General features: G+C 66.2%; 18 protein-coding genes. 13 read left to right on the top strand and 5 right to left on the bottom strand.

Annotated elements, in window-relative coordinates; all coding sequences use genetic code 11:
- Window positions 1-98: 98 nt before the first annotated feature.
- From QO033_RS08980 to puuE, 3 genes are all read right to left on the bottom strand, one after another.
- Entirely contained in the window at window positions 99-1,550 is a 1,452-nt protein-coding gene (locus tag QO033_RS08980) for a uracil-xanthine permease family protein (protein WP_284480622.1), read from the bottom strand.
- Between the two features lie 76 nt (window positions 1,551-1,626).
- Window positions 1,627-2,118, bottom strand: coding sequence for an ureidoglycolate lyase (locus QO033_RS08975; protein WP_284480621.1), 492 nt, complete (start codon window positions 2,116-2,118; stop codon window positions 1,627-1,629).
- A 46-nt stretch (window positions 2,119-2,164) separates the two neighbouring features.
- Complete coding sequence (puuE, locus tag QO033_RS08970; RefSeq protein WP_284480620.1) at window positions 2,165-3,580, bottom strand: allantoinase PuuE; 1,416 nt, start codon at window positions 3,578-3,580, stop codon at window positions 2,165-2,167.
- A 159-nt stretch (window positions 3,581-3,739) separates the two neighbouring features.
- Between puuE and uraH the strand changes: the two genes are divergently transcribed.
- The gene (uraH, locus tag QO033_RS08965) at window positions 3,740-4,093 is read left to right on the top strand and encodes a hydroxyisourate hydrolase (RefSeq protein ID WP_284480619.1); all 354 of its coding nucleotides are present in this window, start codon (window positions 3,740-3,742) and stop codon (window positions 4,091-4,093) included.
- 161 nt (window positions 4,094-4,254) lie between these two features.
- On the opposite strand, the gene QO033_RS08960 is transcribed toward uraH, so the two are convergent.
- Entirely contained in the window at window positions 4,255-5,157 is a 903-nt protein-coding gene (locus tag QO033_RS08960) for a LysR family transcriptional regulator (RefSeq protein WP_284480618.1), read from the bottom strand.
- A gap of 109 nt (window positions 5,158-5,266) precedes the next feature.
- Between QO033_RS08960 and QO033_RS08955 the strand changes: the two genes are divergently transcribed.
- On the top strand, window positions 5,267-6,529 hold the full coding sequence (locus QO033_RS08955) for a urate hydroxylase PuuD (RefSeq protein ID WP_284480617.1): 1,263 nt from the start codon (window positions 5,267-5,269) through the stop codon (window positions 6,527-6,529).
- A gap of 257 nt (window positions 6,530-6,786) precedes the next feature.
- On the top strand, window positions 6,787-8,448 hold the full coding sequence (locus QO033_RS08950) for an AMP-binding protein (protein ID WP_284480616.1): 1,662 nt from the start codon (window positions 6,787-6,789) through the stop codon (window positions 8,446-8,448).
- A 52-nt stretch (window positions 8,449-8,500) separates the two neighbouring features.
- Here the strand turns inward: QO033_RS08950 and QO033_RS08945 are convergent, their stop codons facing one another.
- Entirely contained in the window at window positions 8,501-9,484 is a 984-nt protein-coding gene (locus QO033_RS08945; protein WP_284480731.1) for an NAD(P)H-dependent flavin oxidoreductase, read from the bottom strand.
- Between the two features lie 285 nt (window positions 9,485-9,769).
- On the opposite strand from QO033_RS08945, the gene QO033_RS08940 reads away from it, so the two are divergent.
- From QO033_RS08940 to QO033_RS08895, 10 genes are all read left to right on the top strand, one after another.
- The gene (locus tag QO033_RS08940; RefSeq protein WP_284480615.1) at window positions 9,770-10,354 is read left to right on the top strand and encodes an ANTAR domain-containing response regulator; all 585 of its coding nucleotides are present in this window, start codon (window positions 9,770-9,772) and stop codon (window positions 10,352-10,354) included.
- The gene (locus QO033_RS08935) at window positions 10,351-11,523 is read left to right on the top strand and encodes a CmpA/NrtA family ABC transporter substrate-binding protein (RefSeq protein WP_284480614.1); all 1,173 of its coding nucleotides are present in this window, start codon (window positions 10,351-10,353) and stop codon (window positions 11,521-11,523) included. The genes QO033_RS08940 and QO033_RS08935 overlap by 4 nt, the downstream gene beginning before the upstream one ends.
- A 264-nt stretch (window positions 11,524-11,787) precedes the next feature.
- Entirely contained in the window at window positions 11,788-13,155 is a 1,368-nt protein-coding gene (locus tag QO033_RS08930; protein ID WP_284480613.1) for a CmpA/NrtA family ABC transporter substrate-binding protein, read from the top strand.
- A 168-nt stretch (window positions 13,156-13,323) separates the two neighbouring features.
- Window positions 13,324-14,406, top strand: a complete 1,083-nt coding sequence (locus QO033_RS08925) for an ABC transporter permease (protein WP_284480612.1) — start codon at window positions 13,324-13,326, stop codon at window positions 14,404-14,406.
- Window positions 14,407-14,411: 5 nt separating this feature from the next.
- Window positions 14,412-16,109: an ABC transporter ATP-binding protein gene (locus QO033_RS08920; protein ID WP_284480611.1), complete on the top strand. Its 1,698-nt coding sequence runs from the start codon at window positions 14,412-14,414 to the stop codon at window positions 16,107-16,109.
- 5 nt (window positions 16,110-16,114) lie between these two features.
- On the top strand, window positions 16,115-16,543 hold the full coding sequence (locus QO033_RS08915) for a globin family protein (RefSeq protein ID WP_284480610.1): 429 nt from the start codon (window positions 16,115-16,117) through the stop codon (window positions 16,541-16,543).
- A complete protein-coding gene (nirB, locus tag QO033_RS08910; RefSeq protein ID WP_284480609.1) occupies window positions 16,540-18,990 on the top strand; it encodes a nitrite reductase large subunit NirB in 2,451 nt (816 codons plus the stop codon). The genes QO033_RS08915 and nirB overlap by 4 nt, the downstream gene beginning before the upstream one ends.
- Window positions 18,987-19,319, top strand: a complete 333-nt coding sequence (gene nirD / locus QO033_RS08905) for a nitrite reductase small subunit NirD (RefSeq protein ID WP_284480608.1) — start codon at window positions 18,987-18,989, stop codon at window positions 19,317-19,319. The genes nirB and nirD overlap by 4 nt, the downstream gene beginning before the upstream one ends.
- Window positions 19,319-21,949 carry a nitrate reductase gene (locus QO033_RS08900; protein WP_284480607.1) on the top strand — a complete coding sequence of 877 codons (2,631 nt, stop codon included), beginning with the start codon at window positions 19,319-19,321 and terminating at the stop codon, window positions 21,947-21,949. The genes nirD and QO033_RS08900 overlap by 1 nt, the downstream gene beginning before the upstream one ends.
- The gene (locus tag QO033_RS08895) at window positions 21,946-22,902 is read left to right on the top strand and encodes a glycosyl transferase family protein (RefSeq protein WP_284480606.1); all 957 of its coding nucleotides are present in this window, start codon (window positions 21,946-21,948) and stop codon (window positions 22,900-22,902) included. Before QO033_RS08900 ends, QO033_RS08895 begins: the two co-directional genes overlap by 4 nt.
- The last annotated feature ends 9 nt before the right edge of the window (window positions 22,903-22,911 follow it).

Genomic DNA, 22,911 nt, shown 5'->3' with positions numbered 1-22,911 from the left:
CCGCCCGACAGGCGCTGCGACGACCGCCTGCAGCGAAAACGACGCCCGCCATCTTCCCGGATGGCGGGCGTCGCTGTGTCCGACTGAGGCGCGGCGGCTCACTCCCCGGCGAGCGACCCCTTGCCATGACCGGCCAGCCCGCCGGAGACTTCTTCGGTGGCCTCCTCGGGCAGATCCTCGGGCAGGATCAGGTTCAGCACGATGGCGATCAGCGCGGCCGGCAGGATGCCGGAGGCGCCGAGGATGCGCAGCGTATCGGGCAGGTGCTGCAGCGCGTTGGGCGCGCCGGCGGGCAGGTTCATCACCTCCAGCTGCAGGCCCAGGCCGAAGGACAGCGCCACGGCGAAGATCACCATGTTGCGGCGATTCCACACGACATCCGACAGCATCGAGATACCGGAGGCCACCACCATGCCGAACATCACGATGACACCACCGCCCAGCACCTCGATCGGGACGGTGCGGATGACGCCGCCGACCTTGGGGATCAGGCCGCAGACGATCAGGAAGATCGCGCCGAAGGTCACCACGTGGCGGCTCATCAGCCCGGTCATGGCGATCAGCCCGACGTTTTGCGAAAACGACGTATTGGGTAGCGCGCCGAAGACGCCGGCGATCGCGGTGCCCAGACCGTCGGCATAGGTGGCGCCCGCGATCTCCTTGTCGGTGGCCTCGCGCCCGGCGCCGCCCTTGGTGATGCCGGAGACATCGCCCACCGTCTCCACCGCCGAGACGAAGGCCATCAGGCAGAAGCCGATGATGGCGGCGGCGGAGAATTCGAACCCGTATTTGAACGGCTGCGGCAGCGCGAAGACGGCGGCGTTGTTCCAGCTGCCGGCGATCTTGGCCACCGGCAGCATGCCGACCAGGATGCAATAGACATAGCCGACGATGATGCCGATCAGCACTGCCGAGATCGACAGCATGCCGCGGGTGAAGAATTTCACCGCCAGCGTCACGAAGATCACCACCAGCGCCGCGGACCAGCTGAGCAGACCGCCATAGCTGGCGTTGCCGCTGGCCTTGGCCGGCACCCCGCCGGCGGCGTATTCGATACCGACCTTGACCAGGGCCAGACCGATCATCGTCACCACCAGCCCGGTGACCAGCGGCGGCAGGGCAAAGCGGATCTTGCCGATCACCATCCCCAGGCAGGCATGGAACAGACCGCCGATCAGCACCCCGCCGAACAGCGCCGCCAGCCCGTCCACGCCCTTGCCGGCGACCAGCGGGATCATGATCGGGATAAAGGCGAAGGAGGTGCCCTGAACCACCGGCAGCCGGGCGCCGACCGGGCCCATGCCGATGGTCTGGAACAGTGTCGCGATGCCGGCGAACAGCATCGCCATCTGGATCATGTAGAGCAGCTCCGGGAAATCCGGGCTGTTCGATCCGAAGCCGAAGCCGGCCGCCCCGGCGACGATGATCGCCGGCGTCACGTTGGAAACGAACATCGCCAGCACATGCTGGATCCCCAGGGGAATCGCCACCGCGAGCGGCGGCGTGTAATTCGGATCGCGCATTTCTGCGCTGCTGCCGATATCGGCCATTTCTTCCCTCCTTGTCGGGCGCCGGGGTGTACCCGGTCGGTTTATTGCGTTTGGGTCGCGGTCTTCTGTCTTGGTCTTAGGGGCCGGTCTCGACGCGGTAGGGCGTGTCGAACCAGTATTCTTCCAGGTTGTCGCCGGGGCCGATGCGATCGATCACCGCGAAGAGCCCCGGGCGGCTGAGCGGGGTCAGAACCCCGTGCCAGACGTTTCTGAGCAGGTTGATCCCCTGTCCCGGAGCGGTCAAGAAAGCACGCGGCGTAGCGGGCCGTCCGCCCGCATCTGCCGCGACAATGACCAGAAAAGAGGTTGGCGACAGCGGCAGGAATGCCTGGGATCCCAGCGGGTGCCGCTCCATCATCTCCAGTCGATAGGGCAGGGCGCGCGGTTCGGCGTCGAACAGGCTGATGCCTGTGCGTCCCTCGGCATCGGTCTCGACCCGAGCCAGATCGTGGTGCCGGCCGCAAAGCCCCTGGTTGATGATCCTGTCGGGGGTGTTCTTCAGCGCGATCACGTCGCCGAAGGGGGCAAAGGCGGTGGCGGTCAGCGGTTCGGTCCGGATTACGGTCATCGCCGGGCGTCCCCGCGGCGATGTTTCACGGGAAACGCGCCACCCCTCATGGCAGCAGATCCTTCAGCCGCAGCCCGGCGATCCGTTCCACCTGGCGGCAGGCCTCGGCGAATTCGCCGGCGCTGTCCTGGGCAATGCGACGGTTGAACGCGTCGAGGATCCCCGCCTTGTCGTGATCGCGCACCGCGATGATGAAGGGAAAGCCGTGTTTCGCCACATAGTCGGCGTTCAGCCGGGTGAACTGCTCCCGCTCCGCATCGGTCAGCGCATCGAGCCCGGCGCTGGCCTGCTCTGCGGTGCTTTCCGCCGTCAGCCGCCTGGCTGCCGCCAGCTTGCCCGCCAGATCGGGGTGGGCCCGCAAGACGCCCAGGCGTTCCTCCGCACTGGCGGAGCGGAAGGCGCGGGCCAGCGCATTGGCCAGCCCTACCGCGCTGTCATGTGCCGGTCCCAGCTCAAGGTCAAAGGCCCGCTCGGCGATCCAGGGGGAATGTTCGTAGATGCCACCGAATGTGGCGACGAAACTGTCGCGTCCCATCCGGCTCGGCCGGTCCCAGCGCCTGTGCGGGTGATGCGCGGCCCAATGGCGGGCGACGTCGATGCGCCGTGGCGTCCAGACGTCCGCGAACTCGGAAATATAGTCGATGAAGCGCTTCAGCCCGGCCAGCTTGCCCGGCCGCCCGATCAGCCGGCAATGCAGGCCGATGTTCATCATTTTCGGCGCGCCGGCCTGACCCTCGGCATAGAGCACGTCGAAGGCATCGCGCAGATAGGTGAAGAACTGCTCCCCGGTGATATAGCCCGGCGCGGTGGCGAAGCGCATGTCGTTGGCTTCCAGCGTATAGGGGATGATCAGCTGATCGCGGTCGCCGACCTCCAGCCAATAGGGCAGATCGTCGTCATAGGTATCTGAAATATAGTCGAACTGCCCGGTCTCGGCGGTGAGCCGCACGGTATTGGCCGAACAGCGCCCGGTGTACCAGCCGCGTGGCGGCTCCCCCACTACCTCGGTGTGCAGGCGGATCGCCTCGGCGATCGCGGCGCGCTCCTCCGCCTCGGGCATGTCCTTGTGTTCGACCCATTTCAGCCCGTGGGAGGCGATCTCCCAGCCCGCGTCCTGCATCGCGGCAACCTGTTCGGGGCTGCGCGCCAGGGCGGTGGCGACGCCATAGATCGTCACCGGGATGCCGGCGCCGGTGAACAGCCGGTGCAGCCGCCAGAACCCGGCGCGGGCGCCGTATTCATAGATCGATTCCATGTTCCAGTGCCGCTGCCCGGGCCACTGGGCGGCGCCGGCGATATCGGACAGGAAGGCCTCTGACGCGGCATCGCCGTGCAGGATGCAGTTTTCGCCGCCTTCCTCGTAGTTCAGCACGAATTGCACCGCAACCTTGGCACCGCCGGGCCAGTTCGCATCGGGGGCCTGCGCCCCATAGCCGCGCATGTCACGGGGGTAGCGTGTCATCTGGTCGTCTCCTGCTGTGCACCCGGCCTTGGTACACCAGAATGGCGGGCTTGAGTTTTCAGGAAATCCTGAAGGAGTTGTAGCCAATTTGAGGGTGCGGCAGGACGGCAACTTGCGTAAAAACAAGGCAAAGACACCGGATCGGAAAAGGGATGCGACATGGCCGGCTATCTGACGACGCATGTTCTGGACACCGCCCGTGGCGTCCCGGCCGAAGGGCTGATGATCGAGCTCTACCGCATCGACGGGGCGGCGCGGGTCCTGCTGAAAACGCTGATCACCAATGCCGACGGCCGCACGGATGAGCAGATCCTGCCGGCGGCGGAGTTCGAGCCGGGCACCTATGAGCTGCTGTTCCACGTCGGCGCCTATCTGGACGGCACCGGCCCGGCGGGGGAGCCGCCCCGGTTTCTCGACCTGATCCCGATCCGCTTCGGCCTGTCGGAGGCCAGCCATTACCACGTGCCGCTGCTGCTCTCGCCCTTCGGCTATTCCACCTATCGCGGCAGCTGATCCGCCCGGGTCGCGGCGCGCGCGCCGGCGTCGATGTCGGTGAAGTGAGTATTTGAACAGAGAAGAAGCAGGCAAACGCCCGGATCTCCGGGCCGTGCGCCCGTGCCTTCTTCTCTGCAAAAATACTCAAATTCCGTGGGCGGGTCCGGGTGCTGCCGCGGTTATTTCAGCGCTGCCTGAATGTGATCGGCCATGAAATCGATCAGCAGCCGGGTCTTGGGGTCCTGCCGCCGGCGGTGCATGTAGAGGCAGGCCAGCTGGATCGGCACCGGCGGTTCGGCCGTGGCCACCGGCACCAGTGCGCCGGATTTCAGGTGTTCGGCCACTTCGAAGACCGGTTTCAGGATGATGCCGTGCCCGTCCAGCGCCCAGCCGGTCAGCACATCGCCATCGTCGCTCTCGAACGGACCCTGGACCGAGACCCGCTTGATCCCCTCCGCGGTCTGCAGCGGCCACTGGAATTCCGGCGCGCCGGGATAGCGCAGGTTGAGGCAGTCGTGCTTGTCGCGAACCAGCGCCGCCCCGTCCGCCGGGCTGCCGCGTCGGGCGATATAGGCGGGCGCGGCGCAGAGCACCCGGGGACAATCGGCGATCTTGCGCATCCTGAGCGCGGAATCTTCCGGGATGCCGAGGAAGAAAGCCATGTCGAGCCCTTCCGCCGCCAGATCGAGCTTGCGGTCCGACAGCCGCAGCCGGATGTCGATCAGCGGATATTTCTCTTTGAACGCCGGCAGTTTCGGCGCGATGAGCCGGCGTCCCAGCCCCAGCGGCGCGGCGACGAACAGCGATCCGCGCGGGGTCATGGTGACATTGGAGATCTCGGCTTCGGCCGCATCCACCGCCTCGAGGATCTTGCAGGCGCCGCGATAGAACATATGGCCCTGTTCGGTGGGGTGCAGGGTGCGGGTGGTGCGCTGGAACAGCCGGACGTTCAGGTGATCCTCGAGCTGGGACACCCGGGCCGAGGCCACAGCAGCCGAGATGCGCTGATCGCGGGCGGCGGCGGACATATTGCCCAATTCATAGACTCTGACGAAGGTCTGGATGTTGTCCAGGTAGGCCATCGGGCATCATTGTTCGTTTTTATTTGAAGCATCTTGGCGCTTTCCGCGGATACTTGACAATACGCAACCGGAGTAGGCTGCGGAAAAACAACGGTGCCGGAGGGACGCGATGCTGGATGTGGCTATCATTTGGGATTGGCTGGGATTTGCCATCCGCTGGTTGCATGTGGTCACCGCAATCGCCTGGATCGGATCGTCGTTCTATTTCATCGCATTGGATCTGGGTCTGCGGCAGGCGCCGCATCTGCCGAAGGGCGCCTATGGCGAGGAATGGCAGGTCCATGGCGGCGGTTTCTATCACATCCAGAAATATCTGGTCGCCCCCGAGCATATGCCGGAGCATCTGACCTGGTTCAAATGGGAGAGCTACATGACATGGCTCTCCGGCGCGGCGCTGCTGATGGTGGTCTATTGGGCGGGAGCGGAGCTCTATCTGATCGATGCCCACAAGCTGGAGTTGAGCCAGTGGCAGGGTATCCTGATCTCCGCCGCCTCGCTGACCGTCGGTTGGATCGTCTATGACCTGCTGTGCAAATCCGGGCTGGCGGAAAAGCCCACCGTGCTGATGATCCTGCTGTTCCTGCTGCTGGTGGCGATGGGCTGGGGGTACAACCAGATCTTCACCGGGCGGGCGGTGATGCTGCATCTGGGGGCCTTCACTGCGACGATCATGACCGCGAATGTCGCCATGATCATCATCCCCAATCAGAAGATCGTGGTGGCCGACCTGAAAGCGGGCCGCACGCCGGATGCGAAATACGGCCGGATCGCTAAGCTGCGCTCGACCCACAACAATTATCTGACGTTGCCGGTGATCTTCCTGATGCTGTCGAACCACTATCCGCTCGCCTTCGCCTCTGCGTACAACTGGGTGATCGCGGCGCTGGTCTTCCTGATGGGGGTGACGATCCGGCATTATTTCAACACCCGCCACGCGCGCAAAGGCAGCCCGGTCTGGACCTGGGGGGTGACGGCGCTGCTGTTCATCGCGATCATGGCGCTGTCTCTGGCGCCGCTGGAGCAGGACAACTACGAGGAGAGCGAGGCGCGCGATCTGACCCGGATCGAAACCGTCTTCGCCGAAGCGGAGGGGTTCGAGGACGTCACCGATATCGTGATGGGCCGCTGTTCGATGTGCCACGCGCGCGAGCCGGGCTGGGATGGAATCCACCACGCGCCCAAGAACGTGCTGCTGGAGACGCCGGCGGATATCGCCCATCACGCGCGGCAGATCTTTCTGCAGGCCGGGGCAAGCCAGGCGATGCCGCCGGCGAACCTGACCTGGATGGAGCCGGCGGAGCGTGCCCGGATCGTCGCCTGGTATCGCGCGGGGGCGGCGGAACTGCCGCTGCTGATGGCGGCGGCGAACTGATCCGGCGCAACGCGGCGTCACAACATCGTGCGATTTTGAACGGGATGGCCGCGTCTGTCCTGGCGCTGGCGTCCCGGGGATTCTGCCGGTTTTTCGGTTTTATCCCGGGGAATTACCGGATGCGGCGGTGGTCTGCCGCGACGTGGTCGGCCGCCGGGCCGAGCCGCGGGCCGGCACTGGGCAGAGGGCCCGGGGCAAGGAAAGACTGGATCTGAACCCCTCTGACCGGCACTCTGCCGGCGAGGGAGGAACCTTGCATGACAGATTTGCCCAAGCCCGGCCAACGGCCGTGGCATGCCTATTATTCTGCGGGCGTGGTGCCCGATTTCGTGCCGCCGGTGACCACGTTGACCCGGATGCTGGACCAGGGCTTTGCCATTCACAGCGACCGGGTGCTGATCGAATACGCCGGGGAGGAGATCACCTATGGCGGAATGCGGGCGCAGGCGGCGCAGGCGGCGGCGGCGCTCAGGGCGCGGGGGCTGCGGCCGGGCGACCGTATCGCGCTGCATCTGCCGAACTGCCCCTGGCATCCGGTGTTTTTCTTCGGCGCCATGGCGGCGGGGCTGGTGGTGACCCACCTCAGCCCGCTGGATGCCGCCGCCGAGATCGCCCACAAGCTGGCCGACAGCGGCGCCAAGCTGGTGATTTCGCTGACCGCGCCGGAGTTCTCCGGTCCGCTGGTGGCGGCGGCCGGATATGGTGCGCTGCCGCCGGTGGTGCAATGCCCCGATGTGCTGATCCGGGGCGAGGGGGTGTCGCATGGTGCCACGCCGCTCGCCGCCTTCTGGGCCGGGCATGAGGGCGCCGCCTGGGAGCCGGACTGGCCCGCCCCCGAGGATGTGGCGTTGCTGCAATATACCGGTGGCACCACCGGCCGGCCCAAGGCCGCGGTGCTGAGCCACGCCAATATCGCCGCCTCGGTCAATATCTATCGCGAATTCCTCAAGGGCGAACCGGCACGCGAAGCTGGCAAGCATTCGCTGCTCTATTCGCCGGTGTTTCACATCCTGGGGCTGTCGACGCAGTTGCTGCGCGGGCTTTGCGACGGGCTGACCCTGCATCTGCGGCCGCGTTTCGATGCCGCCCAGGCGCTGGACGATATCGAACGGTTCGGCATCAATATCCTGACCGGGGTGCCGACCATGTGGATCGCGATCCTGCGTCAGCCGGGGGTGGAGACGCGCGATCTCTCCTCGCTGGATTTCATCGGTTCGGGCGGGGCGCCGCTGCCGGTCGAGGTGTTCGAGAAGATCCGCCAATTGACCGGGCTGAAGCTGCGCGGCGGCTGGGGCATGACGGAAACCGCGCCGGCGGGGACCAACATGCCGCCCGATGTGCCCGGGGACAAACGCGGCACCATCGGTATTCCGCTGCCGGGTCTGGACATCCGCATCGTCGATCCGGCCGATCCCGGTCGCGACCTGCCGGTGGGTGAGGATGGAGAGATGGCGATCCGTGGGCCGAATGTGACCCGGGGCTACTGGAACCGGCCGGAGGAGACGGCGGCCGCCTTTCACGATGGCTGGTTCCTGACCGGCGATATCGCCCATATGGACAGCGACGGGTTCTTCTATCTGGTCGACCGCAAGAAGGACATGATCCTGTCGGGTGGCTTCAACGTCTATCCGGTGGTGATCGAGGATGCGGTGCACCGTCACCCGTCGGTGTCTGAGGCGATGGCGATCGGTGTGCCGGATTCCTATCGCGGTGAAAGCGCCCGGGTGCTGGTGGTGCTGAATCCCGGCGCCCCTCCCTTCACGCTGGAAGAGCTGCAGGCCTTTCTGGCCGACAAGCTGGGCCGGCATGAAATCCCGCGTGGGTTGGAGTTCCGCGAGGCGCTGCCGAAGACTCCGGTGGGCAAGCTGGACCGCAAGGCGCTGCGGGCCGAGATCGCGGCAGAGCTGGAACCGGCCTGAACCGGATGGCCCAACGCAAGGCGCCCGCCGAACAGGCGGGCGCTGTGATCGGTTATGCCCGGGTCCAGCCCAGCGTATGGGCCAGCCGGTCCTGTGCGGTGAGGTATTCGCGTTCCAGCCGTGCCACCAGATCGGCGGCAGGCACCACATCGTGAACCGCGCCGATGCCCTGGCCGGAGCCCCAGATTTCCTTCCAGCTTTTCGGCTTTTCGCGGGTTTCGCCGAAATCCATGTTGGAGGGGTCGGAGCGTTCCAGATTGTCCGGATCCATTCCCGCGGCGGTGATCGAGGGTTTGAGGTAATTGCCCCAGACACCGGTGAAGAGGTCGGAATAGACGATATCGTCCGCCGCGTAGTCGACGATCATCCGCTTGTAGCCTTCGACCGCGTTGGCCTCTTCGGTGGCGATGAAGGCGGAACCGGCATAGCCGCCGTCCGCACCCATGGCCTGGGCGGCGAGGATGCTGTCGCCACGGGCAATGGCGCCGGACAGGAACAGCGGCCCGTCGAACCAGTCGCGGATTTCCTGCACCAGCGCGAAGGGCGACAGCGCGCCGGCATGGCCGCCGGCACCGGCGGCGACGGCGATCAGCCCGTCGGCGCCTTTTTCCACCGCCTTCCGGGCGAATTTGTTGTTGATCACATCGTGGAAGGTCAGCGCCCCCACCGAATGGGCGGCATCGTTCACCCAGGTCTGCGCGCCGAGCGAGGTGATCCAGACCGGCACCTTGTATTTGACGCAGAGCTCCACATCCCGCTCCAGCCGGCTGTTCGAGCGGTGCACGATCTGGTTGACGGCGAAGGGGGCGGCGGGCCGATCCGGGTTGTCCTGGTTATGGCGGTCCAGTTCTTCGGTGATCCGCTGCAGCCAGCGCTCCAGCTCGATCGGCTCGCCCTCCTTTTCACGCGCGTTCAGCGCCGGAAACGATCCGACGACGCCCGCCTTGCACTGGGCGATCACGAGATCCGGGTTCGAGATGATGAACAGCGGGCTGCCGATCAGCGGCAGGCGCAGGTGCTTGAAAGCCAGGGGCATCGTCACGGGGGAAATCCTTTCGTTCCTCACTGCGCCGGTTGCGGAACGGGGTTCCGCACGGCGCCTCCCTGAGGCGGTTGTCAGTCATCACCCGGTATCCGGCAAGCCCGACGTTGCGTGAAACTCTGGGATGAGCGTGTGGTTATTCCCTGAGCGGCGACCAGACGGAAGGTGGCGAAGCCGGGGACGGGGGCGCGACTTTTCTTTCCCGGATCAGGGGATATCCTATGTTGAAAGTCATCTCTGCGGGTTCTGCCCGCCGCTCAGCACGGGTTCTCGCACCGCATGGCCACGCCGCTTTCCATCGTTGTCGTCGAAACAGACCGCGACCGCGCCTCCTTGCTGGTCGACAGCCTGCGCGCCGCCGGCAACTACGACATCCACGTGATTGCCGATCAGCGCGGGCTGGCGCGGCAGATCCAGGCGCGCAATCCCGATGTGGTGCTGCTGGATATCGAAAACCCCTCCCGCGACATGATGGAGGAGCTGGCGCTGGCCTCCGGGCCGCTGGACCGGCCGGTGGCGATGTTCGTCGACCGCTCGGACGACGGCCTGTCGGCGGCGGCGATCGAGGCCGGGGTGTCGGCTTATGTGGTCGACGGGCTGAAGCCGCAGCGGGTGAAACCGATCATGGATGCCGCCATTGCCCGGTTCCAGATGTTCCAGCGGATGCGCACCGAACTGGCCGAGACCAAACGCGCGCTGGAAGAGCGCAAGGTGATCGACCGGGCCAAGGGGATGCTGATGCGGATGAAAGGCATCGGCGAGGACGAGGCCTATGCGTTGCTGCGCAAGACCGCGATGGATCAGAACAAGCGCGTGGCCGATGTCGCCCAGGCGCTGGTGACGGCGGCGGGGCTGCTGTCATGAAGGGGGTCAAGCTTGCCATCGGGTTCATCCCGCTGGTCGATGCCGCGCCGCTGGTGGTGGCACAGGAGATGGGGTTTGCCGCCGAAGAGGGGCTGACGCTGGATCTCAGGCGCGCGCCCAGCTGGTCGTCGCTGCGCGATATGCTGTCCTTCGGCCAGGTGGATGCGGCACACATGCTGTCGCCGGTGCCGGTGGCCACCGCGCTGGGGCTGGGCGGCGCCCATGGCCAGATGGCGGCAGTGTCGGTGCTGTCGGTCAATGGCAATGTGATCGGCGTGTCGAACGGGCTGGCGCGGCGGCTGCGGGATGCGGGCCATGGCTTTGGCTTCGACGATGCGCGCGCGGCGGGCAGCGCGCTGATCGGTCTGGGTGACCGGCTGCGCATCGGCGTGCCCTTTCCCTTCTCGATGCATGCGGAGCTGCTCTATTACTGGCTCTCGGCGCTGGGCCTGCCGGCGCCGCAGGCGGTCGATATCCGGACCGTGCCGCCGCCGCTGATGGCCGATGCCATCGAGGCGGGAGAGATCGATGCCTTCTGCGTCGGCGAGCCCTGGGGCTCGCAAGCGGTGGAAAACGGGGTGGGAGAGTTGTTGCTGCCCGGTTCGGCGATCTGGTCCTTCGCCCCGGAGAAAGTGCTGGCGGTGCGCGCCGACTGGGCCGAAACGGAAACCGCGCTGATGGGTCGGCTGATCCGCGCCGTCTGGCGGGCAGGGCGGTGGCTGGGCAATCCCGACAGCCGCATGCTGGCCGCCGAACTGCTGAGCCGGCCGGAATATCTGGATCTGCCGGCGGAGTGGCTGGACCGGTCGCTGACCGGGCGGATGGTGATCTCTCAGGTCGGCGAAGAGCGCAGCGTTCCGGGGTTTGTCGAATTCTTCGCCGGCGCCGCCACCTTCCCCTGGCTGTCGCAGGCGGAATGGATCGGCGGTCAACTGGCGGCCCGCACCGGCATCGACCGGCAGACCGCCATCGCGACGGCCCGGGGCACCTTCCGCGCCGATCTGCACCGCCGGGCGCTGGAGAAAACCAGCGCGAATCTGCCGCTGCCCGATGCCAAGCCGGAGGGGGGATTCGCCGCGGCGACTGCCCTGGCCGCCGGGTCCGGCACCCTGCCGATGTCGCCAAATCTGTTCTTCGACGGCTCTGTTTTTGAGCCTTCGGGTATCTGACGCCCAAAAAAGGCGCAGTTTTCTGCACTGCACGAAAAACATCGTGCTGCATATGCAAAGCGGCTTTGCGCTTGCCGCATGCTCTGGCACAAGATCAACCCGTCGCTTGGTAATGGCGCCGCGACATACATACGTTTCCCTTCGACAGGGATATCTGAGCAAAGCCGCTCGACCGACTACCCCAACCTCCCGGGTAGTACGTGTCAGCGGCTTTTTTCGTGTTTGTCGCCCCGCATCGGGGCAGAAAATTAAGGGACAGGACAGATGAAACGACTCATTCTCGGTCTCGTTACCAGCACAGCCCTCGTCAGCCCCGCCCTGGCCGAGATGCTGGATCTGGAAAAGGACGAACTGACCTTCGGCTTTATCAAGCTGACCGACATGGCCCCGCTGGCAGTGGCCTACGAGCAGGGGTTCTTCGATGACGAAGGCCTGTTCGTGACGCTGGAAGCGCAGGCCAACTGGAAGGTGTTGCTGGACGGTGTCATCGACGGCACGCTTGACGGCGCCCATATGCTGGCCGGCCAGCCGTTGGCCGCGACCATCGGCTTTGGCACCGAGGCGCATATCATCACCCCCTTCTCGATGGACCTGAACGGCAACGGCATCACCGTGTCGAACGAGGTGTGGGCCGAGATGAAACCGAACATTCCCGTGGGCGATGACGGCAAGCCGGTGCATCCGATCTCGGCCGCGGCGCTGAAACCGGTGGTCGAAAAATACAAGGGTGAGGGCAAGCCCTTCAACATGGGCATGGTCTTCCCGGTTTCGACCCATAACTACGAGCTGCGTTACTGGCTGGCCGCCGGCGGGCTGCACCCGGGCTATTACAGCCCCGACAACATCACCGGCCAGATCGGCGCGGATGTCTTCCTCTCGGTCACGCCGCCGCCGCAGATGCCCGCCACCCTGGAGGCCGGCACTATCTATGGCTATTGCGTCGGTGAGCCGTGGAACCAGCAGGCCGTGTTCAAGGGTATCGGCGTGCCGGTGATCACCGATTACGAGCTGTGGAAGAACAACCCGGAGAAGGTGTTCGGCATCACCGCCGACTTCGCCGAGCAGTATCCCAACACCACGCTCGCCGTGGTCAAGGCGCTGATCCGCGCGGCGCAGTGGCTGGACGAGAACGACAATGCCAACCGGGCCGAGGCGGTCGAGATCCTGTCGCGCCCCGACTACGTCGGCGCCGATCCCGAGGTGATCGCCAACTCGATGACCGGGACCTTCGAATACGAGAAGGGCGACAAGCGTGACGTGCCCGATTTCAACGTCTTCTTCCGCTATAACGCGACCTATCCCTATTACTCCGACGCGGTCTGGTATCTGACCCAGATGCGCCGCTGGGGCCAGATCGCCGAAGCCAAGCCGGACAGCTGGTACGACGAAGTCGCCAAATCGGTCTACAAGCCGGACATCTACTTGAAGGCCGCGCGCCTGCTGGTGGACGAGGGCCTGGCCAACGAGGCGGATTTCGACTGGAGCAGCGACGGCTACAAGGCGCCGACACCCGCGGGCGATATCATCGACGGCATCGCCTATGACGGCAAGTCGCCCAACGCCTATCTCGACAGCCTGCCGATCGGTTTGAAGGCCGATCAGAAAGTCATCGGAAACGAGGTTCAGGGCTAAGCCCGCCTCCCCTCCTCCCCCGACCGGGGGAGGTGCGATCCGGCGGACTTCTCCTTCCGCATCGGACCCGCCGGATCCCTAACGCGACCTTCGCGCCTCTCTCCTCCCACCTCCCGGGGAGGAGAGAGGGGGAGGACGACCAGCAACGCTCAGAAACGGAGCCAGAGAATGACGACCGTCGATCCCGATTACGCCCGTACCGCCGAAAGAGAGGCTCGCCGGGCACGTCGTTTCACCCGCATCAACAAGGCCGACGCCTGGTTCCAGGTTCTGGGCCTGGCCTGGATCACCCCGATCCTGCGCGCCGTTGCCGGTGACAATCCCCGCGCCCAGGGCAAGGAAATCTGGCGCCTGCTGGGGGTGCCGCTGCTGGCGATCTGCGGCTTCCTGCTGCTGTGGGGCACGCTGGCACCGCGGGTCCAGACCTCGCTCGGGGCGATCCCCGGCCCGTCCCAGGTCTGGGAAGAGGCGGTGAACCTGCATCATGACGCCATCGCCAAGGCCGAGAAGGAGCGCGACCATTACCAGCGCGTCGAGGCGCGCAACCAGCGCTTTATCGACAAGGGCCAGCCCGAGAAGGTCAAGGACATCCCGTTCACCGGTGCGCCGTCCTATTACGATCAGATCTGGACCTCGATCAAAACCGTCTTCTTCGGGTTCCTGATCGGCTCTGCCATCGCCATCCCGCTGGGCATCCTGGCTGGGCTGTCGCCCTATGCCAATGCCGCGATCAACCCGCTGGTGCAGATTTTCAAACCGGTCTCGCCGCTGGCCTGGCTGCCGATCGTCACCATGGTGGTCTCGGCGCTCTATACCAACAACGACGGGCTGTTTGCGAAATCCTTCCTGGTTTCGGCGATCACCGTGACGCTTTGTTCGCTGTGGCCGACGCTGATCAACACCGCGCTGGGCGTCGCCTCGATCGACAAGGATCTGGTTTCGGTCTCCAAGGTGCTGAAGATGTCGACCTGGAGCAAGATCACCAAGCTGGTGCTGCCCTCGGCGCTGCCGCTGATCTTCACTGGCCTGCGTCTGTCCCTGGGGGTGGGCTGGATGGTGCTGATCGCCGCCGAGATGCTGGCGCAGAACCCTGGCCTGGGCAAATTCGTCTGGGATGAGTTCCAGAACGGGTCCTCCAGCTCGCTTGCCAAGATCATGGTCGCGGTTCTGACCATCGGCATCATCGGCTTTCTGCTGGATCGGGTGATGTACGCGCTGCAGTCCCTCTTCACCTTCTCGAACAACCGGTGATCGCCATGGCCATCCTGACATTCGAAAACGTGTTCAAGGGGTTCGGCGCCGGTCTGTCGCGCAGCGAAGTTCTCAAGGACGTCAGCCTGACGGTGGAGGAGGGCGAATTCATCGCCATCCTCGGCTTCTCCGGCACCGGAAAATCGACCCTGATGAACCTGATTGCGGGTCTGGAGACCCCCGATCGCGGCCGCGTCAGCTTTCGTGGGCAACCGATCGTGGGCCCCGGTCCCGAACGCGGCCTGGTGTTCCAATCCTATTCGCTGATGCCCTGGCTTACGGTGAAGGGGAATATCCTGCTGGCGATCGACAGCGTATTTCCCAAGCTGTCCCGGGCGGAAAAGGACGCCAAGGCGGATCACTATATCAAGATGGTGGGCCTGTCGCACGCCGCCGGCCGCCGCCCGGCGGAGCTGTCCGGCGGCATGCGCCAGCGCGTCTCGGTCGCCCGGGCGCTGGCGATGGATCCGGAGGTCCTGCTGCTGGACGAACCGCTGTCGGCGCTCGACGCGCTGACCCGCGCCAATCTGGCCGATGAGATCCTGGATATCTGGGAACAGGACAAGAAGACCTGCATCCTGATCACCAACGATGTCGACGAGGCGATCCTGCTGGCCGACCGTATCGTGCCGCTGAACCCCGATGGCACCCTGGGTGCGCCGGTGTCGGTGCACCTGCCGCGGCCGCGCGACCGCTCCGCCATGAACCATGACGAGGCATTCAAGGCGCTCCGGGCTCAGGTGACCTCCTACCTGATGGATGTGGGGATCGCGGCGAAGACCGAAGGCAGCCGTAGCCTGCCCGACGTGACCCCGATCCACCGGGTGCCGGCGGCGGTGAAAAAGGCCCAGAGCGGCCTGATCGACGATCGCTTCCTGACCTTCGATCACCTGCACAAGATCTATCCCACCCCCAAGGGGCCGCTGACCGTGGTGGAGGATTTCAACCTCAAGCTCAACCGCGGCGAATTCATCTCGCTGATCGGGCATTCGGGCTGCGGCAAATCCACCGTGCTGACGATGACCGCCGGGCTGAACGAGATCTCCAAGGGCGTCATCAAGCTGGACGGCTACGAGGTGCGCGGCGCCGATCCGGAACGTGCCGTGGTGTTCCAGTCGCCGAACCTGTTTCCCTGGCTGACCGCCAAGGAGAACGTCGCCATCGGTGTCGACAAGGTCTATCCGCGCGCCTCGCAGGCGGAGCGTGAGGATGTGGTGGAATACTATCTGGAGCGTGTCGGCCTAGCCGATGCGATGGACAAGCCCGCCCATTCGATGTCGAACGGGATGAAACAGCGGGTCGGCATCGCCCGCGCCTTCGCACTCAGCCCCAAGCTTCTGCTGCTGGACGAACCCTTCGGCATGCTCGACAGCCTGACCCGCTGGGAGCTGCAGGAAGTGCTGATGGAGGTCTGGGAACGGACCAAGGTCACCGCCATCTGCGTCACCCATGATGTCGACGAGGCGATCCTGCTGGCCGACCGCGTGGTGATGATGACCAACGGGCCGCAGGCCACCATCGGCAAGATCACCGATGTGGATCTGCCGCGTCCGCGCAGCCGCAAGGCGCTGCTGGAGCATCCGGACTACTACCGCTACCGGCAGGAGGTTCTGGATTTCCTCGAAGAATACGAACACGGCAACCGCCCCGCGCGCGCGAGCGCGCCGGCGAAACCGGCCGCCAAGGCCCTCGCAGCGGAGTGACAGTGATGAACGAGACCCAGATAGACCTGGTTCGGGACAGTTTCGCCAAGGTGATCCCGATCCGCGAAACGGCGGCAGAGATTTTCTATGCCGATCTGTTCGAAACCGCGCCTGAGGTGAAACCCTATTTCGCCGGGGCAGACATGCGCGACCAGGGGGCCAAGCTGATGGCGACCCTGGGGGTGGTGGTCAACGGGCTGCGCGATCTCGACCGGATCGCTCCGGTGGCCCGCGATCTGGCGGTGCGCCATGTCGATTACGGTGTTCAGCCTGAGGATTACGCCAAGGTCGGCGCCTCGCTGCTCAGGACCCTGGAAAAGGGTCTGGGCGATGACTTCACCGCAGAGACCGAAGCCGCCTGGACCGCGGCCTATGATCTGCTGTCCGGCGTGATGATCGCCGCGGCCTATACCGAAGGGGAGGCGCTGCAATGACCCGCAAACTGGTCGTGATCGGGGCCGGCATGGCCTCTGGCCGGATGTTGGAGCATCTGTTCGAGGCAGAGCCCGGCGCCTATGAGGTGACGCTGTTCAACGCCGAACCGCGCGGCAACTATAACCGGCTGATGCTGTCGCCGGTGCTGTCGGGCGAAAAGACCTATGAGGACATCGTCACCCATGACGACGACTGGTACGCCGCCCATGGGGTGACCTGCCGGTTCGGCGAACGGGTGGTCGGCATCGACCGTGCCGCCCGGCAGGTGATCGGTGAGGCCGGCGCCGTGGCCTATGACAAGCTGGTGATTGCGACTGGCTCCGACCCTTTCATCATTCCGATCCCGGGGCACGATCTGCCCGGGGTGATCGCCTATCGCGATCTGGAAGACACCGAGGCGATGATCGCGCTGGGAGAGCAGCCCGGAGCACGCGCCGTGGTGATCGGCGGCGGCCTTCTGGGGCTTGAGGCCGCCGCCGGTATGGCCGCGCGCGGGGTCGAGGTGACGGTGGTGCATCTGATGGGCCACCTGATGGAGCGTCAGCTGGACGAGGCCGCCGGCTATCTGCTGCGCAAGTCGCTGATGGACAAGGGCATCAAGGTGCTCTGCCAGGCGGTGTCCAAGGAGATCGTCGCCGGTCCCGATGGCCGTGCCCGGGCGCTGCTGCTGGATGACGGCACCGAGCTGCCCTTCGACCTGCTGGTGATGGCGGTGGGCATTCGCCCCTCGGTCGCGCTGGCGAAGGAGGCCGGTCTGGCGGTCGGTCGCGGGCTGCAGGTGGACGATCAGATGGTCACCTCCGATCCGGATGTGCTGGCCCTGGGCGAATGCGTCGAACATGACGGCGCGCTCTTCGGGCTGGTGGCGCCGCTCTACGATCAGGCCAAGGTGCTGGCGCATACGCTGACCGGCCGGGCCGACCGTTTCGTCAACAAGGAGGTTTCGACCAAGCTGAAGGTCACCGGCTGCGATCTGTTCAGCGCCGGTGACTTCGCCGAGGCCGAGGGACGCGAGGATATCGTCTTCCGCGATCCGGCGCGCGGCGTCTACAAGCGGCTGGTGCTGGAGGGCAACCGCCTGGTGGGGGCGGTGATGTATGGCGATACCGGCGATGGCGCCTGGTTCTACAGCCATATCAAGGACGCCACCGACGTGTCGGAGATGCGCGAGACGCTGATTTTCGGCCCGGCCTATCAGGGGGGCGGCTCTGCGGACCCTCTCGCAGCCGTTGCAGCCTTGCCGGATGATGCAGAAATCTGCGGCTGCAACGGCGTATGCAAAAGCACCATCGTCGGGGCGATCCAGGGCGGGGCGGGCGATCTGGGGGCGGTGCGCGCCTGCACCAAGGCCAGCGCCTCCTGCGGCACCTGCACCGGGTTGGTCGAACAGCTGCTGGAGCTGACGCTGGGCGACGCCTATGCCGCCCCGGCGGCGCAGCCGGTCTGCGGCTGTACCGATCTGACGCATGAGGATCTGCGCCGCCTGATCAAGGCGCAGGAGCTGAAATCCCAGCCGGCGGTCTGGCAGGAACTGGGCTGGACCACGCCCAATGGCTGCCATGTCTGCCGCCCGGCGGTGAATTACTACCTGCTGGCAGACTGGCCGCTGGACTATCGCGACGATCCGCAGAGCCGCTTCGTCAACGAGCGTCGCCACGCCAATATCCAGAAGGACGGCACGTTCTCGGTGGTGCCGCGCATGTGGGGCGGGATCACCACCCCGGACGAGCTGCGTGCCATCGCCGATGCCGCCGACAAATACGGCGTACCCACCGTCAAGGTCACCGGCGGCCAGCGGATCGATCTGCTGGGGGTGCGGGGCGAGGATCTGCCGGGGATCTGGGCCGATCTGAACCGCGCCGGGCTGGTGTCGGGCCACGCCTATTCCAAGGGGCTGAGGACGGTAAAGACCTGTGTCGGGTCTGAACATTGCCGCTTCGGCACGCAGGACAGCACCGGTCTCGGGGTCAAGCTGGAGCAGATCCTCTGGGGCTCGTGGACGCCGCACAAGGTCAAGCTCGGCGTCTCCGGTTGTCCGCGCAACTGCGCCGAGGCCACCTGCAAGGACGTCGGCATTGTCTGTGTCGACAGCGGCTATCAGGTCAGCGTTGCCGGTGCCGCCGGGATGGAGGTGAAAGAGACCGAGCGTCTGGCCGATGTTGCGACCGAACAGGAGGCGATCGACCTGACCGTCGCCTTCGTCCAGCTGTATCGCGAACAGGCAAAATACCTTGATAGACCCTATAAGTGGGTCGCCAAGGTCGGGCTCGACTGGGTCAAGGCGCAGATCGTCGACGATCTCGACACCCGTCAGGCGCTGATCGATCGCTTCGAGATCTCGCAATCCGTCTATCGCAAGGATCCCTGGGCCAGCGAGGCCGGGGAAACCGCCCTGCGGGCGCGCTATGCCCCGCTTGCCACCCTGAGCCTGGAGGCCGCGGAATGAACTGGATCGACATTGGTTCCATCGAAGAGGTGCCACTGCGGGGCGCCCGGGTTCTGAAGACGCCGGCCGGCTGCGTCGCCGTCTTCCGCACGGCAGAGGCTGAGGTCTTTGCCACTGCCGACCGCTGCCCGCACAAGGGCGGGCCGCTGTCCGAAGGCATCGTGCACGACCGCAAGATCACCTGCCCGCTGCACAACTGGGTGTTCTCGCTGGAGACCGGGATGGCGCTCGGCGCGGATCAGGGACAGATCGCGACCTATCCGATCAGGGTCGAAAACGGCCGGATGCTGTTCGACGCCTCGGCCGTCGCGCTGGCGGGGGCGCTCTGATGGAGCGGGTCGGTGCAGGGACGATCCGCACCACATGCCCCTACTGCGGGGTGGGCTGCGGCGTGCTGATGGAGCCCGACGGCAAGGGCGGCGCCCGGGTCAAGGGCGACCCGGAGCATCCGGCGAATTACGGCCGGCTCTGTTCCAAGGGCTCCGCCCTGGCCGAGACGCTGGGGCTGCAGGGTCGCCTGCTCAGCCCGCAGGTCGACGGGCAGGACACCGACTGGGACAGCGCGCTCGACCTGGTGGCCTCCCGGTTTGCCCGCACCGTTGCCGAACACGGCCCCGACAGCGTGGCCTTCTATGTCTCCGGCCAGCTGCTGACCGAGGATTACTATGTCGCCAACAAGCTGATGAAGGGCTTCATCGGCTCGGCCAATATCGACACCAACTCGCGGCTCTGCATGGCCTCGACCGTGGCCGGGCACAAGCGCGCCTTCGGCACCGATACCGTGCCCGGCACCTTCGAGGATCTGGAAGAGGCCGACCTGATCGTCCTCGTCGGCTCCAACCTCGCCTGGTGCCACCCGGTGCTGTATCAACGGATCCTGGCAGCGCGGAAGAAACGCGGCCCCCGGCTGGTGGTGATCGATCCGCGCCGCACCGCCAGCTGCGACGGGGCCGATCTGCATCTGCCAGTGAAGCCGGGCAGCGATGTGGCTCTGTTCAACCGGCTTTTTGTCGAAATCTACGAAGGTGGGGCGCTGGATCAGGCGTTTCTCAGCCACACCACCGGCTTCGACGCCACCCTCGCGGCCGCCTATGCCGACGATGTCACCCAGACCGGTCTGGACGAGGCGACGATCCGCGCCTTCTGCGGGCTCTGGCTCGGCACTGAGAAGGTGGTGACGATCTTCAGCCAGGGGGTGAACCAGTCGTCCTCGGGCAGCGACAAGGTCAATGCGATCCTGAACTGCCATCTGGCCACCGGCCGCATCGGCAAGCCGGGCTGCGGGCCGTTCTCCGTCACCGGCCAGCCCAATGCCATGGGCGGTCGCGAGGTGGGCGGGCTGGCCAATATGCTGGCCTGTCACCTGGATCTGGAGGATGCTGCGCATCGCGCGGCGGTGCGGGATTTCTGGCAGGCGCCGGTGATCGCCGATCAGGCCGGGCTGAAGGCGGTCGACATGTTCCGCGCCGTCGGTGACGGGCGGATCCGGGCGCTGTGGATCATTCACACCAACCCGGCGGTCTCGATGCCCGATGCCGATCGGGTGCGCGCCGCCATCGCCGGCTGCGACTTCGTCGTGGTCAGCGATATCACCGGCGCCACCGATACCGCACGGCTGGCCGATGTGCTGCTGCCTGCCGCCGCCTGGGCGGAGAAAGAGGGCACCGTCACCAATTCCGACCGTATCATCAGCCGCCAGCGCGCGGTCCTGCCGATCCCCGGGCAGGCGCGCCCCGATTGGGATATCCTGGCCGAGGTCGGCCGGCGCATGGGCTGGGGGGCGGCCTTCGACTATGCCAATGCGGCGGAGATCTTCCGTGAATATGCCGCCCTCTCCGGGATTGCTGGCGGCTTCGGGCGCGATTTCGATATCTCCGGGCTGAAGGATCTGAGCGACAGCGGCTATGCGGCGCTGCAACCGACCCGCTGGCCGGTGACCGACGGGCGCGCCGGCGGCCGGTTCTTTGCCGACGGGCGGTTCTTCACCCCGGACGGCAAGGGGCGGATGCTGCCGGTGTCCTGGAAACCGCCGGCGGCGAAGACTGGCAAACGCTATCCCTACCGGCTCAATACCGGGCGGATCCGCGACCAGTGGCACACGATGACGCGCACCGCGCTGTCGCCGCGGCTGTCGGCGCATCTGGCCGAACCCTTCGTTGAAATCCACCCCGCCGACGCGCTGCAGCTGGGCGTTCGGCCTGCCGATCTGGTGGCGCTGGACAGCCCCGCCGGGCAGGCGATCCTGCGGGCGCGGATCACCGATACCGTGCAGCCGGGAGAGTTGTTCGCGCCGATGCACTGGACCGGGGAAAACGCCCCCTCCGCCCGCATCGATGCGCTGGTTTCCCCGGTAACAGACCCTGTTTCGGGCCAACCGGAGAGCAAGGCCGCCGTGGTCGCGGCGCGCCGGTTCGCCGCCGGTTGGTACGGTTTCGCGATCTCGCTGCAGCCGATGCGGCCCACGGGCGATTACTGGGCGCTGGCGCGGACCCGCGCCGGCTATCGGGCCGAGCTGGCCGGCAGTGGGCCAGTGCCGGACTGGGAGGCGGAGGCGCGCCGGATTTTCAACCTGCCGCAGGCCGAGGTGCAGATGGTGGAGGATCGCGGTCGCGGCATCGCCCGGCTGGCCTTTCACCACAAGGGCCGGCTTCTCGCCGCGCTCTTCATCGCGGCGGAGCCGGTGGCGGTGATGCGCGATTATCTCGCCACCTTGCCGGGAGAGGACGCGCCGGGGGTTCTGTCGGGCGCCTCGCCCGCCGATCTGCCCGATCCGGGGCCGACGCTCTGCTCCTGCTTTGGGGTCGGGGTGAATACGATCCTCGCCGCGATCGAGGGCGATGGCCTGATGACGGTGGAGGCGGTGGGCGCGGCGCTGCAGGCCGGCACCAACTGCGGTTCCTGCCGGGCGGAGATCGGCGCGCTGATCGACCGTGCCCGCCCGCGCGAGGCGGCGGAATGAGCCTGGCGGAACATGTCCGCATCCTGGGCCGTGGCCCGGGACGGTCCCGGTCGCTGACCCGGGGCGAGGCCGCCGAGGCTATGACGCTGATGCTGTCGGGCGGGGCTGCCCCCGAGGCGGTGGGCGCACTGCTGATGCTGCTGAGGATGAAGGGCGAAACCGCCGCTGAGATCGCCGGCTTTGCCGAGGCCGCGGCGGTGGCGCTGCCAGCGTTGCCGCAGCCGGATCTGGACTGGCCCTGCTATGCCGCCGGGCGGACCCGCGGGCTGCCCTGGTTCCTGTTGTCGGCGCGGCTGGTGGCACGGGCCGGGCACCGGGTGCTGCTGCATGGCTGGAACGGCGCCGACACGGCGATCCGCCAAGGGCTGGCGCAGCTGGCGATCCCGCAGGTCGGCCCCGATGCGGTCGCCAAGGCGCTGGCGGATCAGCGGCTGGCCTATCTACCGCTGGAACGGCTGAGCCCGCAGCTGCTGGATCTGCTGACCCTGCGGGAGGTTCTGGGGCTGCGGTCCTGCGTCAACACTGTCTGCCGGGTGCTGAATCCCGGTCGCGCCCGGGCCAGCGTGCAGGGCGTGTTCCATCCGCCCTACCGGCTGTTGCAGGCCGATGCCGGCGCCCTGCTGCGGCTGCCTGCGCTGACCGTGATCAAGGGCGGTGGCGGCGAATTCGAACGCCATCCGGCCAAGGCCGTCACCGGCTTCGGCCTGCGCGGCGGGCATCCCTGGGAACAGGTCTTCGACGGGCTTCTGCCGGAGGAAACCCGCCGGCTGGACGATGGCGAAGCCGATCCCGTGCGTCTGAGCGCGCTTTGGGAGGGCACGCTGCGCGATCCGTTTTCCGAGGCGGTGGTGCTGGGCACCGCCGCGCTCGCCCTTGAAACCCTGGGTGCGGAGGACGGGCTGAGCCAGGCCCGCGCGCTCTGGGCCGATCGTCACCTGCCCTGTGCGGCCTGAAGGAGTTTG

Origin of the sequence: Pseudodonghicola flavimaris (assembly GCF_030164425.1) — a bacterium.
GTDB lineage: Bacteria > Pseudomonadota > Alphaproteobacteria > Rhodobacterales > Rhodobacteraceae > Pseudodonghicola > Pseudodonghicola flavimaris.
The sequence above is the reverse complement of the archived record's forward strand: the minus strand, read 5'-3'. Positions and strand labels throughout refer to the sequence as shown.

What these genes read in the sequence shown, in the direction of transcription:
- QO033_RS08960 (WP_284480618.1), bottom strand. Translation starts at nt 5,157, where the DNA reads ATGGCCTACCTGGACAACATCCAGACCTTCGTCAGAGTCTATGAATTG.
- QO033_RS08945 (WP_284480731.1), bottom strand. Translation starts at nt 9,484, where the DNA reads ATGCCCCTGGCTTTCAAGCACCTGCGCCTGCCGCTGATCGGCAGCCCG.
- QO033_RS08900 (WP_284480607.1), top strand. Translation starts at nt 19,319, where the DNA reads ATGGAGCGGGTCGGTGCAGGGACGATCCGCACCACATGCCCCTACTGC.
- QO033_RS08940 (WP_284480615.1), top strand. Translation starts at nt 9,770, where the DNA reads ATGGCCACGCCGCTTTCCATCGTTGTCGTCGAAACAGACCGCGACCGC.
- QO033_RS08955 (WP_284480617.1), top strand. Translation starts at nt 5,267, where the DNA reads ATGCTGGATGTGGCTATCATTTGGGATTGGCTGGGATTTGCCATCCGC.
- QO033_RS08980 (WP_284480622.1), bottom strand. Translation starts at nt 1,550, where the DNA reads ATGGCCGATATCGGCAGCAGCGCAGAAATGCGCGATCCGAATTACACG.
- QO033_RS08915 (WP_284480610.1), top strand. Translation starts at nt 16,115, where the DNA reads ATGAACGAGACCCAGATAGACCTGGTTCGGGACAGTTTCGCCAAGGTG.
- QO033_RS08895 (WP_284480606.1), top strand. Translation starts at nt 21,946, where the DNA reads ATGAGCCTGGCGGAACATGTCCGCATCCTGGGCCGTGGCCCGGGACGG.
- QO033_RS08920 (WP_284480611.1), top strand. Translation starts at nt 14,412, where the DNA reads ATGGCCATCCTGACATTCGAAAACGTGTTCAAGGGGTTCGGCGCCGGT.
- QO033_RS08950 (WP_284480616.1), top strand. Translation starts at nt 6,787, where the DNA reads ATGACAGATTTGCCCAAGCCCGGCCAACGGCCGTGGCATGCCTATTAT.
- puuE (WP_284480620.1), bottom strand. Translation starts at nt 3,580, where the DNA reads ATGACACGCTACCCCCGTGACATGCGCGGCTATGGGGCGCAGGCCCCC.
- QO033_RS08935 (WP_284480614.1), top strand. Translation starts at nt 10,351, where the DNA reads ATGAAGGGGGTCAAGCTTGCCATCGGGTTCATCCCGCTGGTCGATGCC.
- QO033_RS08930 (WP_284480613.1), top strand. Translation starts at nt 11,788, where the DNA reads ATGAAACGACTCATTCTCGGTCTCGTTACCAGCACAGCCCTCGTCAGC.
- nirD (WP_284480608.1), top strand. Translation starts at nt 18,987, where the DNA reads ATGAACTGGATCGACATTGGTTCCATCGAAGAGGTGCCACTGCGGGGC.
- uraH (WP_284480619.1), top strand. Translation starts at nt 3,740, where the DNA reads ATGGCCGGCTATCTGACGACGCATGTTCTGGACACCGCCCGTGGCGTC.
- QO033_RS08975 (WP_284480621.1), bottom strand. Translation starts at nt 2,118, where the DNA reads ATGACCGTAATCCGGACCGAACCGCTGACCGCCACCGCCTTTGCCCCC.
- QO033_RS08925 (WP_284480612.1), top strand. Translation starts at nt 13,324, where the DNA reads ATGACGACCGTCGATCCCGATTACGCCCGTACCGCCGAAAGAGAGGCT.
- nirB (WP_284480609.1), top strand. Translation starts at nt 16,540, where the DNA reads ATGACCCGCAAACTGGTCGTGATCGGGGCCGGCATGGCCTCTGGCCGG.